Below are 17,907 nucleotides of genomic sequence, written 5' to 3'. Positions count from 1 at the left end.
TTGTATATAGAGTTTTACGAAATTTTATAAATTTATTTCAACTGTGTGTCACCTCCCATTTCGGCTCGCCGACTGTTGCGCCGAGCCGTTCCGCCTCAGCCGCCAATACGGCGCGATAGCGGCCAAGCGCCTCTCCATCGACCACTTTATCCCCCGGCACAAACACATTCACCCCAAATGGACGGTCCGTTAGCGCCCGCAACTTGTGAATTTCTGTCCTCATCGCTTCCGCCGTCTTGTACCCGCCAGCCAAAAACCCAAGCCCCCCGGCGTTCGACACCGCCGCAGCCAGTTCGGGCGTTGACACGCCGCCTGCCATCGGCGCCTGGATGATGGGGACGGGAAGTGTAGAGAACATGATTGATCTCCCCTCTCCTATCCGTAACTGCCGTATCTTCGTTGACTTCCCTTTACTCTTTCGTGCTCCGCGCAGGGAATTCCTGCCTCTTAGCGAATCAATATGTCTAGAAGGACGGTGAAAAACCTTCACTTCCCCATCAAACCGTGATTGCGGAAAGAAGCAAAGACTAGGTTTTGTGCGGCTTATCGATTGGAGAAAATGCATTCCCTCACATCAATCACCATCCTTCTAGTTGTCATCCGAGTCAAAGAAACAGGGAAGATTTTTAAACTTTTTTGAATGTCCAGGTTTCGCCCTCCCCTTTCCCGTTCTCCTTTCGACAAACCTAGCGGGTCATCTTGCTTGAACAAACAAAAAAACTCCCCAAGCCGCCAATGGGTTCGGGGAAGTTTTGCCGTCACGGGCGAAACGCCTTTAGTCTTTTCGATAGTTCCTTTGTCTGAGGGTAAACCTCGCGGTAAATGGCGAACAGCTCTTTGTATTTCGCCACCGCATCCGGCCGCGGTTCGACGATGGAATCGACTTGTTTGAACGCGTCGGCGCATTCCTTGAGCGAATCAAACCAGCCGACGCCGCAGGCGGCGATCATCGCGGCGCCCAGTCCCGGCCCTTGTTCGTTTTTCAGTTTTTCCACCGGGATGCCGAAAATATCGGCTTGGATTTGCAGCCACTCAGCGCTTTTCGCCCCGCCGCCGATCGAGACGACCGAATCGATCGTTTTGCCGCTCGCTTTGATGATCTCAACCGACTCGTTGAGCGAGAACGTAATGCCTTCGATGACCGCGCGGGCGAAATCCCATTTCGTCTGCGCCGAATCCACGCCGACAAACGACCCGCGAATATCGGCGTCGGCATAAGGCGTCCGCTCGCCGACCAAATATGGCGTAAACAACAAGCCGTTGGCGCCAATCGGCGACTCAGCGGCGCGCTTGACGATCTCGGCAAACGGCACGTCCTCGGCAAACGTCCGCTTCCACCAGTCAAAGCTGTAGCCCGCCGCCAGCGTCACCCCCATAATATAGTAGGCGTTCGGCTCGGCATGGTTGAAGTAATGCACTCGTCCAGCGAAATCTTTTTCCCCGCTTTGCTCATACGCCAAGACGACGCCGGATGTGCCGATGCTTGACATCATCTTCCCTTCCGCCAAAATGCCGGCGCCCACCGCGCCGCAAGCGTTGTCCGCCCCGCCGGCGAACACGTTCACCGACGCCGGCAGCCCGGTCTGTTCCGCCACCTCCGGACGCAGCGTCCCGACCCATGCCGTCGCCTCAACAAGCGGCGGGCAAAGCGAAAGGTCGACATCCACCGCCCGGGCAATCTCCTCGCTCCATGTTTTCTTTTCGATATCCAGCAACAACGTCCCCGCCGCATCGGATACATCCATCGCGATCTGCCCGGTCAAACGGAAACGGACATAGTCTTTGGGCAATAAAAACGTCCGCGCCCGTTCATACAGCTCGGGTTCATGGTTTTTCACCCACAACAGTTTCGGCAGCGTAAACCCTTCGAGCGCCTCATTTTTCGCCGCCGCAAGCAGCGTCTCTCGACCGACTTTCGCTTCAATTTCCCGGCACTCGGCTGTCGTTCGTGTGTCATTCCATAAAATCGCGTTGCGCACGACGTTCCCGTCGCCATCAAGCAACACAAGCCCGTGCATTTGCCCGGAAAAACTCAAGCCCACGACCGACTCCGGAGAAATGCCCGCCGTTTCCCAAACGCAGCGCAACGCCGTAATCGTCTTCTCCACCCAATCGTCCGGGCGCTGCTCACTATAGCCGGAATGCGGCTGGTAGAGGGGATAGGACTCGGTCCATTCCCCTCTGACTTGCCCATTGCGGTCGACAAGCAACACTTTCACCGCACTTGTTCCTAAATCGACGCCAATGACATATTCCACGCTCATCCCTCTTTCACGAACGAGATCCACTCGGCGCGCTGACTTCGAGCAAATATTGATTCAGCAACGTTTTCAAGCGCTCAAGACGTCCGGACGTATTGCGAATGTCGCCAAGCTGCAACGCGTATTGCTCCAGCTTGTGGAAGTCCGCCGTTTCTTCGACGATCTCGCGGCCAATGCCTTCCGTATAGCTTTTGTACCGCTCTTCGATGAATTGTTCAAACACGCGGTCTTCCAGCAAGCGATGGGCGACTTTTAAACCGATCGCAAAGCTGTCCATCCCGGCGATATGTGCGTAGAACAAATCTTCCGGTTCGAACGAGCCTCTCCGCACTTTCGCGTCAAAGTTCAAGCCGCCGCGCCCAAGGCCGCCGTTTTGCAAAATTTCATACATCGCCAACGTCGTCGTATACAAATCGGTCGGGAATTCGTCCGTATCCCAGCCAAGCAGCGTATCACCTTGGTTCGCATCGACCGAACCGAGCATGCCGTGGATGCGGGCGACGCGCAGCTCATGTTCAAACGTATGGCCCGCCAACGTCGCATGGTTCGCTTCGATGTTGAATTTGAAGTAATCCTTGAGCCCGTACGTTTGCAAGAACGCCAGCGCCGTGGCCACGTCAAAATCGTATTGATGCTTCGTCGGCTCCTTCGGCTTCGGCTCGATCAAAAACTGACCGTCAAAACCGATTTCTTTCGCATAGTCGACCGCCATATGCAAGAAGCGGGCCAAATTGTCAAGCTCCAGTTTCATATCCGTGTTCAGCAGCGTCTCATAACCTTCCCGTCCGCCCCAGAACACGTAGTTTTCCGCCCCGAGCCGCTTCGCGATCTCTAACCCTTTTTTCACTTTTGCCGCCGCATAGGCGAACACGTCAGCGTTACACGACGTCGCCGCCCCGTGAACGAAGCGCGGATGGCTGAACAAGTTCGCCGTATTCCAAAGCAGCTTCGTTTTGCTTGTTTTCATGTATTCTTCAATCATATCGACAATTTCATCCAAATTTTTGTACGTCTCGCTGAGCGTTTCCCCTTCTGGAGCGATGTCGACGTCATGGAAGCAGAAAAACGGAACGTTCAGCTTTTCAAACAGCTCAAACGCCGCCTCGACGCGCGCCTTCGCCAGATCCATGCCGCTGTACTTATTCCATGGACGAATCATATTGCCGACGCCAAACGGATCCGACCCATCCCCCGTAAACGTATGCCAATAGGCCACTGAAAAGCGCAAATGCTCCTCCATTGTTTTGTCGCCGACTTTTTCTTCTGGATTATAAAACTTAAACGCCAACGGATTGCGCGACTCCGGCCCTTCATACGCAATCTTGCCGATATTCGGAAAATAAGCCATGCCTAGGTCCCCCTTCATCATGAATCAAGTTCAATCAGCGAAAATGGCTTGCTTCGGTTTTATTATAACGCTTTCACATTTGTTTGTCTATCATATAAACAAAGTATTCTACAATTCTTTGTACAAAAAGTAGTCGAAATCGGCGTAGTTGTTTTGTCCTGAACCGTCCCGGCAATGCATGCCGACAAACGCCCCGGTAAACGCCGCGCGGCTTTTGATATAGTCGTCTGACAGTTTATACGATTCAAAGGTGACGGGAATCTCTCTCCAATTCACCCCATCGAAAGAGTACGCATAGTTGTACGTGGCCGTTTGTACGTTCACCCGTAAATACACATACTCGACATCATCAGGGACGACAATTTCTTGACCGCGCAACGGCTGGTCAACAACAAGATGGTCGCACGCCATTAACTCGAGAATCCGTCCTTTTTCCTCATGCCATGTCAATTGCAGCGTTGTCCAGTTTTGCGTATTATAGTAGTTCACGAGCCCAGCCGATTGTTGGATAGTCGTCGGACGAAACGCGACTTTCGTTTCCGCAACAAAGGTAAAATGCTGCCATCGTCTGGCGACAAACGCCTGCGTAAACCGGGAAGTGAGCGATTCTCTTCCGTACAGCCGCAAATGTCCCGGACGGGCCTTTAAGGTAGCGATGTCTTCCCCTAAAGGAATTCGTAATGTTTGAAAATGGTGGTTTAATGTATCACCATCAAAATCATCTTTTTCATCGTAATCGTTTTCCCACGGAACTTCTTTAACGTTCGGCCCGTCAATTTCTAACGAAGGACCGTTTCCCCCGACCACATAAGGCCATCCATTTTTCCATTCAAGCCGCTGAATCGCCGTTTCACGTCCGAGCGGACAATAACCGCGATGTTCGAGCAGCGGCTGGCCCTCCCTTGGTAGCGGCCGGCCGGTTAAGTGCACGAGAAACCACTCATCCGTATGAGTATGGACAATCGAAGCATGACCAGCCTTTTGCAGCGGGTTGCGCGGATAAGGCCAAGACGTAAGCAACGGATTGTCCGGATGCATCTCATATGGCCCATAGAGCGAGGTTGACCGGGCAATCGTTGCCGCATGGTTGTACCGCGTCCCCCCTTCCGCCGTCAATAAATAATAATACCCATTGATTTTATACAAATGAGGTCCTTCTGTAATTCGCAGGTCTGTTCCTTTGAAAATGATCTTCGGCTCACCAACCAATTTTTTCTGTTTCACACTGTATTCTTGTAGCACAATACCATAAAACGGGTGGTGGCCGACCCGATGATCCCAATACATGTTCACCAAGTATTTTTTTCCATCCTCATCGTGAAAGAGAGACGGGTCAAACCCAGAGCTATTCAAATAAATCGGATCCGACCATTCGCCATCGATCGTATCACACGTCACGAGATAGTTATGGCCATCTTTCCACTGTCCTTCGACGACTTTCACATCCGTATAAATAAGCCAAAATTTCCCGTCGCTATACGACAAGTGCGGAGCCCAAATTCCTCCAGAATCCGGATTTCCTATCATATTCAATTGACTTAACCGGTTTAACGGGCGCGCTACTAAACGCCAATTTTTTAAATCTTTCGAATGGTAAATTCTCACCCCAGGGAACCATTCGAACGTCGAAACGGCAATGTAATAATCATCTCCCACCCGGCAAATGGACGGGTCGGGATGAAAGCCGGTTAAAATAGGGTTTTTGATTTTGGCCATTTCTAATCCTCCTAAAAAGATGAAATTTAACCTTTTCGAAGAAAGGCGTCCATGAGCAGGCATTGCCTGCCAACTAGTCATGAACATCATTGCTCATGGATCGCCTCCCCCTGCTTCTAAGTGAAAATCAATGAAACCTTACTTACCTAAGCTTTAATAAATACCGTTTTAATCGATGTGAAAAACTCGATGGCCGCCTGCCCTTGTTCCCGTGAATGGGAGCTCGATTGCTTCATTCCGCCAAACGGCGCTTGAAACTCGACTCCTGCCGTTTCTGCGTTGACTTTGATCAGCCCTGCCTCAATGTCTTTAATAAATTCCAAAACATTCCCAATATTCTTCGTATAAATCGAGGCGCTCAATCCGTACTCCGTATCATTCGCAAGCTGAATGGCCTCTTCAATGCTGTCCACTTGAATCAACGCCAGTACAGGGCCGAAGATTTCTTCGCGGGCAATCGTCATTTGGATATCGACGTCTTCAAAAATCGTTGGCTCGACATAAAAGCCGTTGGCCAGTTCTCCTTCGAGGCATCGGTTGCCACCGTAAATGAGCTTGGCTCCTTCTGCCTTTCCTTTTTCAATATAGGACAAAACCGTATGGAATTGCGATTCGCTCGCGCACGGCCCCATCCATGTTTCAGCGTCCAGTCCGTTTCCAATTTTCAGCTGCTTCACCCGTTCGAGAAGTTTTTCTTTAAACGCCTCATACACTTCCCGCTCAATAAAGACACGGCTCGTCGCTGTACATTTTTGTCCTGTCGAACGCAAACCGCCGCTGATCGTGCCTTCGACCGCCAGTTCCAAATCAGCATCTTTAGCCACAATGACCGGGTTTTTTCCGCCCATCTCGAGCTGATATTTGGCCCCGCGCTCAAACGCCGCTCTTCCCACTTGCTTTCCAACCGTGTTCGAACCGGTGAACGTGACGCCATCAATTCCCGGGTGATTCGCGATCCCTTGGCCAATGACCGATCCGGAACCGCAAACCATATTGACGACCCCTTTTGGGAAACCTGCCTCATGGAAGCATTCGATCACCTTCGCCGCCGTCACCGCCGTTTCGCTTGCAGGTTTGAGCACAACCGTATTTCCATACACAAGCGCCGGCGCCATTTTCCAGATTGGAATCGCCACAGGAAAATTCCATGGTGAAATGACCCCAATGACTCCGAGCGGAACGCGGGTCGTAAACAGGAGCCCCTCGCTGTCGCTCGACGGGATCACATCACCGATTTTTCGGACCCCTTCCCCCGCATAGTAACGCAGTATATGAACGCCTCTCATCGTCTCCGCTTTTGCTTCTGCCAGAGTTTTTCCCATTTCCCTTGTCATCGTTTCGGCAATGTCCTGAAGACGTTGTTCTAAAATTTGAGCCGCTTTATACAAATACTCCCCTCGCTCGACTCCAGATCGTTTCCACCATGCTGTTTGTGCCTCTCTCGCTGCAGCCACTGCCTCATTTAAATCCTCTAGCGTCGAACGTTGAACGTATCCGACGATGTCATGTCGATTCGCCGGATTGATGCTCGGTTCTACGTTATTGCTCACTGAGCTGACCCACTTGCCGTTAATGTAGTTCAAATACGTTTTGATTTCCGTTTGTACCGTCATCTTCTCTTCTTCCCTTCTCCTTTTAACTTTTATTAGCAACGGCTTGTTGGGTTAACGATTTAACCGGATTGGACAACACCCCAATACTAGGGATCTCAATTTCAATTCGATCCCCGTCTTCAAGAGTGAACTGATCCGGTGGGACAATACATGTTCCCGTCAACAATACTGTACCGTCGAACACTTCATTGTCACGCATCAGGAAAGACACTAACTCATCGTATCTTCGTTTCAACTGTTTAGTATTGGCTCTCTCTTCCACAACGAGTTGATCATTGCGATAGATGCGGCAAATGATTGGCAGGTTATATGGATCTTCCACCGTCTCCGCAAGGCGGATGGCAGGTCCAATGGCGCATGAATGTTTCCATATTTTCGCTTGCGGCAAATACAGCGGGTTTTCCCCCTCGATGTCCCGACAGCTCATGTCGTTCCCAATCGTATAACCAACAATTTCGCCTTCCTTCGTAATCACCAGCCCTAACTCGGGCTCAGGAATTTGCCAGTTCGAATCGCTCCGCAAATAAATGGGGGCGTTCGGGCCGACCGTTCGGGCCGCGGTGGATTTAAAAAAGATCTCCGGCCTTTCCGCGTTATATACCCGATCGTAACACGTTTCTTGGCCCGCTATTTTTTCTGATGTTTCATAGTTCCTTGCCTCACGGCTTTTTTCATAGGTGACTCCCGAAGCCCATACCTCAGGGGCGACAATCGGAACGAGCAGATTCAGCTCGGCCATCTCGTTTTCAATTCCTTGTTTCCCGCTAATGAATGTTTGGATGTAGCGAAAAGTCGACATTTGGTGATGTTTGGCCTCGCGGACCACATCCATGAAATCCGTAAACGGAAGTGGATGCACGACATTGTCATCCGTCACCGCAGCCAATACAACACGTGAATCTTCTGCATAGCGGATCACTCTCATAAGCCTCTCCCCTTATTTGTTTTATATTAAAAAACTCTGTTTTATCGTTTTGTCAGAAAGAAATGGCCGTATTACACTGACAAATGGCCTTGTTGGACGTATCCCATTTCTTTCGAGATTTGTTCCGCTGCCCTTTGCAGCAGGTGAATTTCCTCGTTTAGCACGGTATCATTCACTTTAGCAGAAGACCGGAGTATACTTGACCGTATGGGAGACTGAAAAGCATAAATCACTTCGGTCCACCCATTACGATTTTTTCACTGTCGGAAGAATGATATCCCTTTTGTAATCATATACCGCCTCTTCGGCAATATGGAGCGGGACAACCCCATGGGCAGCGTCGGTATGCCCGATTAGCCGGTTGCTTGCCGCAATGCGCCGTTGACGTTGACGCATGTTGGCCATGCGTTGGTTGGCGATTTCCGCTCTCTCCTGTTTTACCCTTTCAAACTCGAAGACTAGTTTCCCATGTTGGAACGCTCCTTCATTGACAAATTCGATTTTCCGTTCGCGAAGGCCAATATATAGAAGATCTCCTGTCTTTAAGTACAAAATCCCTCCGCCGCGAATGGCTTCAGGAGTCATATGCCCGATAGCTGCCCCGTATGTGACACCGGAATAACGTCCATCGCTGATTAGCGTCGCGATCCGTTTTAACTGTCGGTTCGCATTAATATGCTGCATCGGGGTGAACATTTCCGGCATGCCGAACGCCTCCGGTCCTTGGCCAGCGATGACCACCGCGATTTTCAACGCCCCTTCTTTCGCCATGGCATCAAACAAGTCATCATATTCGCGCTCTTTCCATTCCTCAAACAAGTGCGGGGCGTTATGTTTCAATGCAGCGATCAAGCTCTGATGATGGAAACAGCGGCTCTGTTTCAACTTTTCAAGCAAGTCAACATCAAGCAGCCCCTCATTCGCCTCGTCCTCATTTTCGTAATATAGGACAAAAGCAATTTTCTTATCAAATTCATCTATTTGTTTTGTCGACATGCCGCTGATTTTCACGACCGCACTTTCAAAGAAATTCCCCGATAGAACATCGACTCCGCTGAACGGCCGTCTCGGTTTGGACAAAATGATGGGGTTGGTTTGAACATTCTCGGCTGGTAGCTGAGCCTGATTGACGGCCAGTCTTTCCCGCCAAGTCGTCCCGGTGACGGTTGGGGCATCGATATCCATCGGCACCCCATTGCTCATTAATTCGTAGAATACCGTTTCCATTCCCCTTATTTTCCCGCTGCAGCATTGGACCGCCAACGCGAAAATATCTCTTCCTTCGGTTAAGCTGTAGTCAAATAAATCAGGAACGGGCACTTCGTGGTGAATGCGGTCGTACTCCCACAAATCGAACCGGTATCCCCCATAAAGCATGGCCGCGACAATATGCATCATAATGTTCGTTGATCCGCCGGTAGCGCTATGAATGCGAATCGCGTTTTTAATGTTGGCCGCCATAAGATTGGCCACTCCATACACCGGGTCATTCATTAAATGAGCCAAGCTGTCGAGGGCCGCGTTAATCTGTTCTTGTGTCGGCGGAGCCGCCAACAGTTCCAAAGCAGGATGAATCAAGCCTAATCCAGCGATCAAATGCCGAGAGCTGTTGCCGGTTCCGTTAAAGGCGCAAACGCCGCCTTGGCTGTCGCATGTCGCTACGGCCAATCGTTTTTCATAGTCTTCGTGCTGCTCTTTTGTAATGATTCCTTTTCCTCTTGCCCGCTCGAGCACCCCTTGGAAAGCAGTATTGGAGGTACATTGCAAAATATATGCCAGTGCATCCCGCAAATCGTACGCGATGTCTTCTTCCCCGGCTAATTCCGCCCGATGGGCGACTTCCTCCAGTTCGGCATACAACTCGGGCGGAATCGTCCCTCCTTTTAATACATGCGCCGGCGCAAAGGTGGCGAAGAAAGGTGCCTCTCCCCGTTCCCGGCGGACACGGTCAAGATGCGCCAAGGCGCTGACCACACCGAGCGGCTGCTTGTCGCATCCTTGAATGACAAAAGCGCCGTGGTAGCTGTGAGCTTCCAGCTGGTTCACGATCATTTGCGCCACCGCATTGCGGCTTTGCAGCGAGTAGCTCATTCCTTGGTTGCTCTGCGCCGTTCCGTCGCACATGACCGGTGTCGAAAATTGAAACGGCACTCCCCCATTTTGCCAAATCCGAATGGCTGCCCGGGCAATCGTTTGAAAATCCATGATATGCGCAGGATGATCCGGCGATCCCCCTATAATCGCAATCCGGGGGGCGTTATGGTGCAGCCGATCGTAGATTTCCTCCAACGTCCAGTCTGGCTGTACCCCTTTTAACTCGGAACCTAAAATTTGTTTTGAACGGTCGAGCAACCCGGCTACACATATCGGCTCATTGGCCTTCCCTTGAACATTATCGCGGTATGGGTTAACCTTACATTCAATATGGGAGTACTTAACAGTTGACATAATAGTTGCCCCCCTTCGAAAACCATAGAGAATCCCTATTTATTCTGTACGATGAAGAGACTCTCTAAAAATTTGAGCATCATAATTTGTATGAAAACCATTGTCTGTGAATCGTCATTTTCATCATCGTGATTGTACCCTACAACAAACACAACGGCATCGGCTGTTTTTGCCAGTTCTTTTGCCTTAAGCAAATCCTGTCCATCACAAAACATCACTTCGCTATTTGCTACAATTTTTTATCCCTTCTAAAGGTGTTACAACATACTTTGGAGATACTCTGCTTGATCCATGATCACCTATATTTCCCTGGTTTCCAAGTTTTCCAATAACAGCGATGCGTTTTGTTTTCTCTTTTGAAAATGGTAAAACATTTTGATCGTTTTTCAAAAGAGTCATTGACTTTTCTACCGCTTCCAAAGCCAAGGCAATATGTTCCTTGCAACCAATTAGGTCCCTTGTACTCTTTATTGTCTGCCTCTGTAAATGCGAGCAATGTTCGGACAATGCGCAATGCAGCCTTGTTAATTGTCTCTTCGCTTACTTGGCCATTTTTGACGACTTCCACAAGTTTTTCGCCAAAGTATTTCGTATGGCACATTTCAATATCCATTCCACCATTGGCCGCTTCAACTGTATCTTTTACTCCCCAAATAAAGTCGCTGATTACAAACCCATCAAAATCCCACTTATCCTTTAAAACGTGATTCAGGAGATAATCACTATGTCCACAATGCACCCCCTGGTACAAGTTATAAGCGCTCATGACACAGGCAGCACCTGCATCAATACAGTCTTTGAAATGAGCTAGATACACTTCACGTTCTGTCCGTTTATCCGCTTTAACATTCACTTTAAATCTTGCATTTTCCATACTGTTGAAAGCATAATGCTTGACGCAAGCAATTACGTTTTCCCTTTGAACTCCTTTAACTAGTGCCGATCCCATTGCTCCCAAATTGATGGGCGATATTGTTTGTTCACTTTCACAACTTCGTCCTCCTATATCTTTTTATTGTTTTGTTGCAACGAACCCTTTTCTCCTCATCTTCTTAACCCTTTACAGATCCCGCCGCGATCCCTTTTACAATTTTCTCCTGAGCCACAAAGTATACTAATAGTAAAGGTAGGCTTCCTAATGTCAATGCCGCCATTATTCCTGGTACATTGACAGAAAATTCACCATAGAATTCCCTCAGCCCTAACGGTAAAGTTGCATTCTCTTTTGAATTTGTTAAAACTAATGCAAAAATAAACTCATTCCAAATATGAATAAAGTTATAAATGGCCACCGTTGCCACAGCCGGTTTTAAAAGCGGGAACAAAATTTTCCAAAACAACCTAAACTGACCGCAGCCATCAATTTTGGCCGATTCCTCTAATTCAGCAGGGATATCCTGAAGGAATTGCGTAAAAATAATAACAGACACAGGTATCGCAAATGCAACATATGGACCAATTAATCCCCAAATCGTATCATACAACCCAATGTTAATCGTTAACAAATAAATTGGTATCAATGTGGTATGGATCGGTATCATCATTCCGATCAGAAAAAGGATGAAAATAGGTCTATTTAGTTTAAATTTTATCCTTGCCAATGGATAACTAGCCATCGCAGATATGACAATTACTATAACTACTGAAACCGCTGAAACTATCAAACTATTGCCGAAATAGCGAAGAAAATTTGATGAAAGTACCACGGAATAACTCTCTAAAGTGAAATCTTTAGGAAGAGACCAAGGTGAAGTCATAAATTCTAGCTGACTTTTAAAAGATGAGCTAACCATAAGAAAATAAGGGAGACCAGTAAATATTAGTAGGATAATAGCCAATAGATAAAGCGGCATGTTACTTATTTTTTTTATAAAAGCCATTTAACTTCCCCCTTTTCTTTTTTGTTCAGAAAAGACGATGATAACAGTGATTACGAGTGCAATCAAAAACATAGAGAAAGATATGCTGCTACCATAACCCATATTGAAGTTCGTAAACGTTTCCTCGTACATATACGTCGCCATCAGTTCTGTCGAATTATTAGGTCCCCCGCCAGTCATTACATAAATTAAATCAAAATACTTTAACGAACCAATGATTGATAAAATACTTGAGGTAACAATTGTCGGCATTAATAGTGGCAATGTGATCTTAAAAAAACGCTGTCTGGAGTTGGCACCATCAATCATGGCAGCCTCATAGAGTTCTTCCGGAATACCTACAATCGCCGCCCTAAATAAAACCATATAGAATGGAGCATACTGCCAGCAAATAGTAGCAATAACTGCCCAAATGGCGGTATCTTCATTCCCTAACCATGCTCTTTGCAGTGATTCCAAACCAAGTAACCCCAAAATACGGTTTACTATCCCAAAATTCCCATCGTACATGAAAGTAAATAAGATACCTATAGCCACCGTAGACATTAAAAAGGGCATAAAGTAAACCGATCTGAAAAAACGCATTCCTTTTATAGGACTAAACAATAATAGAGCCATTATTAAACCAAGTGGCAATTGGGTCAACAAGGAAGAGAAAACCAGCAATAAATTGTTTTTTAGGGAAGCCCAAAATAATTCATCATGCAAAAGCTCTATGTAATTCTGTAACCCAATAAATTCAAAGCTGTTATCAATCCCCGACCAGTCGAAGAGGCTATAATAAAATGTCATCACAATGGAATATAAAACAAAAATACCGTAAACGAGCAGTGCAGGGGCCAAAAAACCTCCGATCACTAGGCCTTGTTTAATCTTCGAAGTCATTTTTTTCTTGCTAACTACCGACACCGGAACAGATGCGGTCGGCAATTGCCTAATGGTCGTCTTCACACTCTCTCCCTCCTCTTTTTAAAAGAGGACGGCATATAGCTCGATCCTTACAATATCCTTTTTTAACTCTTGTTTGACATAGTAAATGGATACATTGCAAGACCGGAATCCTATACGCCATCCTCTTTATATTTATTTTTTCTCTATAACCTCTTTGGCCTTTTGCTCAACTCTTTTCACTGCTTCCTCAGGGGTTATTGATAATCCAAAAAGTGCTTGGGTTGTATCTAAGTGTTCAGTCGCAACTTCCGTTGGAAGAGTTTGGTCATAATAGGTCTGCATAAACTCTGCATTTCTCAAAACATCATTAATTTTTTTGATATAATCATCCTCATATTTAACGCCTTTTATAGCTGAGATAACCCCGTCATTATTTGCCATTTCTTGTGCCGTTTCCTTACTTGCAAGCTCCTTTATGAGTTCAACTGCTAGGTCTTTATTTGGACTTTTTGCAGAAACTGAATACACCGGGCTAACTCCACCTACGATATCTTTATTAGTACCTTTTCCACCTTCAATTACTGGGAACATAAAGAATCCCAATTTTTTCTCAAACTCCGGCATCTCTCTTCTAATCGTACCCAAAAACCAGGTTCCGTCGATCGTCATTGCAGCTTTCCCTGTGTACATCAATTGTCTCGACTGACCTGTATCATAATTCAAACCATTTACTCCTTCTGGGAACGCCCCCATTTTCACTAACTTCTGAATTTCCTTTGCCGCTTGGACATATGCTTCATCATCAAATCCTCTACCGGTGCGTTCAAAAGCTTCTTTAAACAAATCTTTGCCACCGATTCTTTCTGCCAGGTACATCATGTAGAAAGAACCCGTCCACTTCGTTTTATTAGCCAATGCTAAAGGAATGATCCCCTTTGATTTTAATGTTTTTACAATCTCCAAAAATTCATCATATGTTTGCGGTTCTTTAAGATTATATTTTGAAAAAATTTCCTTGTTATACCAAACAGGAACAATGTCCATTCCAACCGGTACACCGTAAATCTTACCGTCATAAGTGGCGGGGGTAATCGCTGCTTCTAAATAATTGTCTTTGTCGATTTTATTTGTAATGTCCACTACCTGACCAGCATCAACAAAGTTTTTTAACCATCCCCCTCCCCAAGAATGGAAAACATCAGGAGGGTTTCCGGCACCCATGGCAACACTTAATTTTGTCTTATACGGGTCGTTTTCATACCTTACTAACTTTACAGTTACACCGGGATGTTTCTCCTCAAACCTCTTGGCAGCATTCTTAAGGGCAGTTTCTGCTGCACCTGTCTCGATATGCCAAACAGTTAATGTTTTCTTTCCAGAATTTGATTTATCTGAACCACTTATACTTGTTGAAGGAGCTTTTGGTTGGCAGGCCACCAAAAGAACAACTAATAAGATTGAGAGAATCGGCATACTCTTTTTGAAAAACTTAAACATTTCCCCCTCATCCCCTTTCATTAATTTTTCTAAGGATTTCTCGATTAAGGTCAGCCTGTAAGTGATTTTCCTGAAGCCATCACCCCCCGTCAGAGCCCCTCTCACCGAACATCTTACAAGGATTCAAACTAATCTTGTTTTCTAAGAGGCTGGTGATTTAAGGGGAAATACTGCTCTCCAACAATGTTTCTCAAACTAAAAAACCTTGCAACGTCATCATTTCATTCCTTGTGATTTCTCACCAATCGAGAGAATCTGTTGTTTTTCACCGGCCTTCTAAGTTATTTATGAATGAGAAACAGAGCGACTAGTGTACTTCGTTAATACCTGTAATAAACCCTCGTTGACCTTGCAGTTTTTAAATGCAAATGACTGCATAATCTCGTCAATTTTTTCCTCCGATAAACCTTTAAAAAGTTTGGCGTACGCCGGCTGAATCAATGCCCCGGTATACACTGTTAAAACGGCTTGAGAGAGGCAAGCAACGTTATGACTATGCACAATATCAGGGTCTCCAATCACTTCTTCTAGATGGGACGCCAATTCTTCAACCGCCTTTCTTGCTTTAAAGCCCGGAAGCCAAACCATCCAATCATCCGTATTTAATGCATGCTTCAGCTTAATAATCGGAGCGATCCGTTGCATATACTCTGATTCCGGATCAAGAGTGACGAGTCCCATTACCCCGACATCTTTATATGTCCATGTCGTCCAATGCGCTCCAAACTCTTCGAAAATACTAATTTGGTCGTCCATGGCCCGCAAACGGTCAGGAATTTCATTGGCCGGCCCATTATACACGGAACCAAACTCCCCTATCCAAAGCGGAACATGGTATTTTTCAGCAAACTTTGTGCCTTGGTGATTTTTAAACTCCTGCCTTTGTACTTCTTTATCCCAATATTTTCCTCCTGTGACACGGGCATTTTTTGCATCCGCCACCCCTGGATACGGCCCTGGCCCAAATCCTGCCGCCGTATAATTATGGCTACTATAAACGAGATTATCCGTAAACGGTGCTTCCAATCCCTCGAATAAAGTAGAATATCTATCACCTTCAAGAAAAATAATATGGTCTGGATCGATATTGCGCACAGCCTCGACTGCCCGCCGGTAAATACGGTTGATCCTGTCCCAATCTGGCTTGTAATTGTTAAAAAAAGTATGCGGATAATCCCCGTGGGGCGTATTCACGCAAGGTTCATTCATCAAGTTATAACCAGCAATCACCGCTCTTCCCCGATAACGGCGTGCGAACTCCTCCCATAATGCGACAAACCGGTCTTGGTACGTTCGGTCATGCCAAAACAGACTATGGCGAATATCATTATCTGAATGCCAGTGGGTATTTTGATATCCTTGAACAGCATGGAGATCTAAAATCACATATAACTCATGCTTCTCACACAAGTTGATGATGTGATCCAAACGTTCAAATCCGCTTTCCTTGTAAGTAAACGGGCGTTCGTCATCCTCAAAATGCCGATAATTCAATGGCAGACGAATAACATTGGCCCCCCAGCTCTTAATAAACCGGATATCGTCTTCTCCAAAGAAGTAGTGTTGCATTCTCTCAAACAAAAATTCAGCCTTCCCTTTTCCAATGACTTCAGCAACCGTATAGCGCAATGCATGCTCTGAACCGGTATAGCCATTAATAAAATCCTCCATATTCATCCAACCGCCGATACAAGTACCTCTTAATTGCACAGGATTTCCTTTTTGATCAGTAATCTTATTTTTAGTAACCTTAAGCATTTCCATATGTACCCCATCCTTTCTTCCACTTTTGCTTATTTTTTCATCGGACTGGTGTTCATCCAACCTTCATTTCATCCATTGGATCTGTTCCAATCAAAATCGACGGCCTTCAAAAACGCTCTTGCTAGAATCATATGTCCCGCAACAGACGGGTGAACGCGATCCCAAGCCAATGCCGCCGGATAAAGAGTCTTTAATACCTCGTTAAAAGCAGCCTGGGTATCGACGAATATACTGTTTGTCTCTTCGGCAATTTGTTTGACAACGAGACCGTACTCGTCCATGGTCCGGCGCATCGGATCGTGCTCATTCCCTTCGATATAAAACGGGGTCATAAGGATGATTCCCGTAACGTGCGGCTTCGTCTCCATCACAAGGCTGCGGAGCGTTTCTTCGTACTCATCCACGTACACATGTTTTTCTTTAATGAATGGTAAATCGTACTGCCGCCAAACATCGTTAATCCCAATCATGATTGATACCCAGTCCGGCTTTTGGGCAATCACATCCTCCTGCCATCTTGCTTTCAAATCCCGAACCGTATTGCCGCTGATTCCTTTATTGACAACCCGAATCCCAAGTTCCGGATAAACGGCTTGCAAAAGACCGTTGACATAGGATACATATCCTGTGCCTAACGCGCCGAATAATCCCTCCCCCTCTGGCTTGGCGCGATCGCAGTCCGTTATCGAGTCGCCAATAAACAACAGCTTCTGCCCTTTGCCAAGGATCATGTTTCTTTCCTCCTTCAATGATTACAAAAAATGAAAAATTGGTTTTTCCGAGAGAAAATACACAGGAATGGCCGGAAACATGGCCCTTAGCTTCTCAGCCAAGTATCTCATACCAGGCTCCTCGCTTTCTGCATGCCCTAACACTACCAATACGTGTTGCCTCCCTTGCTGTACGGCGTCTCGAACGTATTCCGGCGTTTCCCATTCAGGTCCTTCACCATAAATAATCGCGTCAAGCTTCTCTTTTTCAAACAACGGAATCGCCAACGATCCGTGGCCACGATAGCCGGCCAGCAGCGCGACACGCGTACATAAGGCCGAGATGTCCCCCGCAACCCTTATGAATGAAATGCCTAATCTTTCCTTTATTGTGCTGACCATCTCCGTAGCCGCCATCCTAGGAATTGTCAACATCGCAGCCGTCGGTTCGTATTTAGAAACATACGACTCCCACCCCAAAGCCCGGACTAAACCATCCACGATCCCGTCAGGCTGGTAGCGATGCCAGTAGTCGTGAAAACGATAAATCGCGATGCCTGACTCACGGATTAGGCGAACTTTTTCTTGATACACCGGGTCGTTTTTTACCGTTTCATCATGGTCAAGGTGACTATAAAACAACCCTTCATGAGTAATGAGAAGATTGGCTCCCATTCGGACAGCTTGCTCAATGACGCGATACGTAGGCATGAAACTGACGGCGATCCCCCTCACTTCCGTGCCCGGATCCCCATATTTAAGCGTATCTACTGTAGAGGAAAGGCGCTCTGCACCGGCTGTCAATCGTTCTATCACCGTTTGAACCGTAACAGTCATCGCTCTATTCCTTTCTG

The 17,907-nt window shown here is 46.9% G+C and carries 14 protein-coding genes and 1 pseudogene; all 15 read right to left on the bottom strand.

The window, feature by feature from the left end; genetic code table 11:
- Positions 1 to 52: 52 nt before the first annotated feature.
- Positions 53 to 358 (bottom strand): annotated as a pseudogene (locus N685_RS19620) (nitronate monooxygenase); the annotation flags it as partial.
- Positions 359 to 758: 400 nt separating this feature from the next.
- Positions 759 to 2,258 (bottom strand): xylulokinase, encoded by a 1,500-nt coding sequence (gene xylB / locus N685_RS0113765; protein WP_031409265.1) that lies wholly within the window; start codon positions 2,256 to 2,258, stop codon positions 759 to 761.
- A 13-nt stretch (positions 2,259 to 2,271) separates the two neighbouring features.
- Complete coding sequence (gene xylA, locus N685_RS0113760) at positions 2,272 to 3,609, bottom strand: xylose isomerase (protein WP_031409263.1); 1,338 nt, start codon at positions 3,607 to 3,609, stop codon at positions 2,272 to 2,274.
- A gap of 108 nt (positions 3,610 to 3,717) precedes the next feature.
- On the bottom strand, positions 3,718 to 5,325 hold the full coding sequence (locus tag N685_RS0113755) for a glycoside hydrolase family 43 protein (protein ID WP_031409262.1): 1,608 nt from the start codon (positions 5,323 to 5,325) through the stop codon (positions 3,718 to 3,720).
- Between the two features lie 146 nt (positions 5,326 to 5,471).
- Positions 5,472 to 6,938: an alpha-ketoglutaric semialdehyde dehydrogenase GucD gene (gucD, locus tag N685_RS0113750; RefSeq protein ID WP_031409260.1), complete on the bottom strand. Its 1,467-nt coding sequence runs from the start codon at positions 6,936 to 6,938 to the stop codon at positions 5,472 to 5,474.
- Between the two features lie 22 nt (positions 6,939 to 6,960).
- Positions 6,961 to 7,863 (bottom strand): fumarylacetoacetate hydrolase family protein, encoded by a 903-nt coding sequence (locus N685_RS0113745; RefSeq protein WP_031409258.1) that lies wholly within the window; start codon positions 7,861 to 7,863, stop codon positions 6,961 to 6,963.
- A gap of 246 nt (positions 7,864 to 8,109) precedes the next feature.
- Positions 8,110 to 10,311, bottom strand: a complete 2,202-nt coding sequence (locus tag N685_RS0113740; protein WP_031409256.1) for a dihydroxy-acid dehydratase domain-containing protein — start codon at positions 10,309 to 10,311, stop codon at positions 8,110 to 8,112.
- A 222-nt stretch (positions 10,312 to 10,533) separates the two neighbouring features.
- Positions 10,534 to 10,650 carry a glycoside hydrolase family 3 C-terminal domain-containing protein gene (locus tag N685_RS20100; RefSeq protein WP_237746950.1) on the bottom strand — a complete coding sequence of 39 codons (117 nt, stop codon included), beginning with the start codon at positions 10,648 to 10,650 and terminating at the stop codon, positions 10,534 to 10,536.
- Positions 10,607 to 11,260, bottom strand: coding sequence for a glycoside hydrolase family 3 protein (locus N685_RS18455; RefSeq protein ID WP_202807096.1), 654 nt, complete (start codon positions 11,258 to 11,260; stop codon positions 10,607 to 10,609). The genes N685_RS20100 and N685_RS18455 overlap by 44 nt, the downstream gene beginning before the upstream one ends.
- 103 nt (positions 11,261 to 11,363) lie before the next feature.
- A complete protein-coding gene (locus tag N685_RS0113730) occupies positions 11,364 to 12,191 on the bottom strand; it encodes a carbohydrate ABC transporter permease (protein ID WP_031409253.1) in 828 nt (275 codons plus the stop codon).
- Complete coding sequence (locus N685_RS0113725) at positions 12,192 to 13,142, bottom strand: carbohydrate ABC transporter permease (RefSeq protein WP_031409251.1); 951 nt, start codon at positions 13,140 to 13,142, stop codon at positions 12,192 to 12,194.
- A gap of 132 nt (positions 13,143 to 13,274) precedes the next feature.
- A complete protein-coding gene (locus tag N685_RS0113720) occupies positions 13,275 to 14,684 on the bottom strand; it encodes an extracellular solute-binding protein (protein WP_237746906.1) in 1,410 nt (469 codons plus the stop codon).
- Between the two features lie 180 nt (positions 14,685 to 14,864).
- Positions 14,865 to 16,403, bottom strand: a complete 1,539-nt coding sequence (locus N685_RS0113715; RefSeq protein ID WP_202807095.1) for a cellulase family glycosylhydrolase — start codon at positions 16,401 to 16,403, stop codon at positions 14,865 to 14,867.
- Between the two features lie 8 nt (positions 16,404 to 16,411).
- Positions 16,412 to 17,074, bottom strand: coding sequence for an SGNH/GDSL hydrolase family protein (locus N685_RS0113710; RefSeq protein ID WP_031409246.1), 663 nt, complete (start codon positions 17,072 to 17,074; stop codon positions 16,412 to 16,414).
- A gap of 21 nt (positions 17,075 to 17,095) precedes the next feature.
- The gene (locus N685_RS0113705) at positions 17,096 to 17,890 is read right to left on the bottom strand and encodes a Nif3-like dinuclear metal center hexameric protein (RefSeq protein WP_031409244.1); all 795 of its coding nucleotides are present in this window, start codon (positions 17,888 to 17,890) and stop codon (positions 17,096 to 17,098) included.
- Positions 17,891 to 17,907: the final 17 nt, after the last annotated feature.

This window comes from Geobacillus vulcani PSS1 (assembly GCF_000733845.1).
GTDB lineage: Bacteria > Bacillota > Bacilli > Bacillales > Anoxybacillaceae > Geobacillus > Geobacillus vulcani.
The sequence above is the reverse complement of the archived record's forward strand: the minus strand, read 5'-3'. Positions and strand labels throughout refer to the sequence as shown.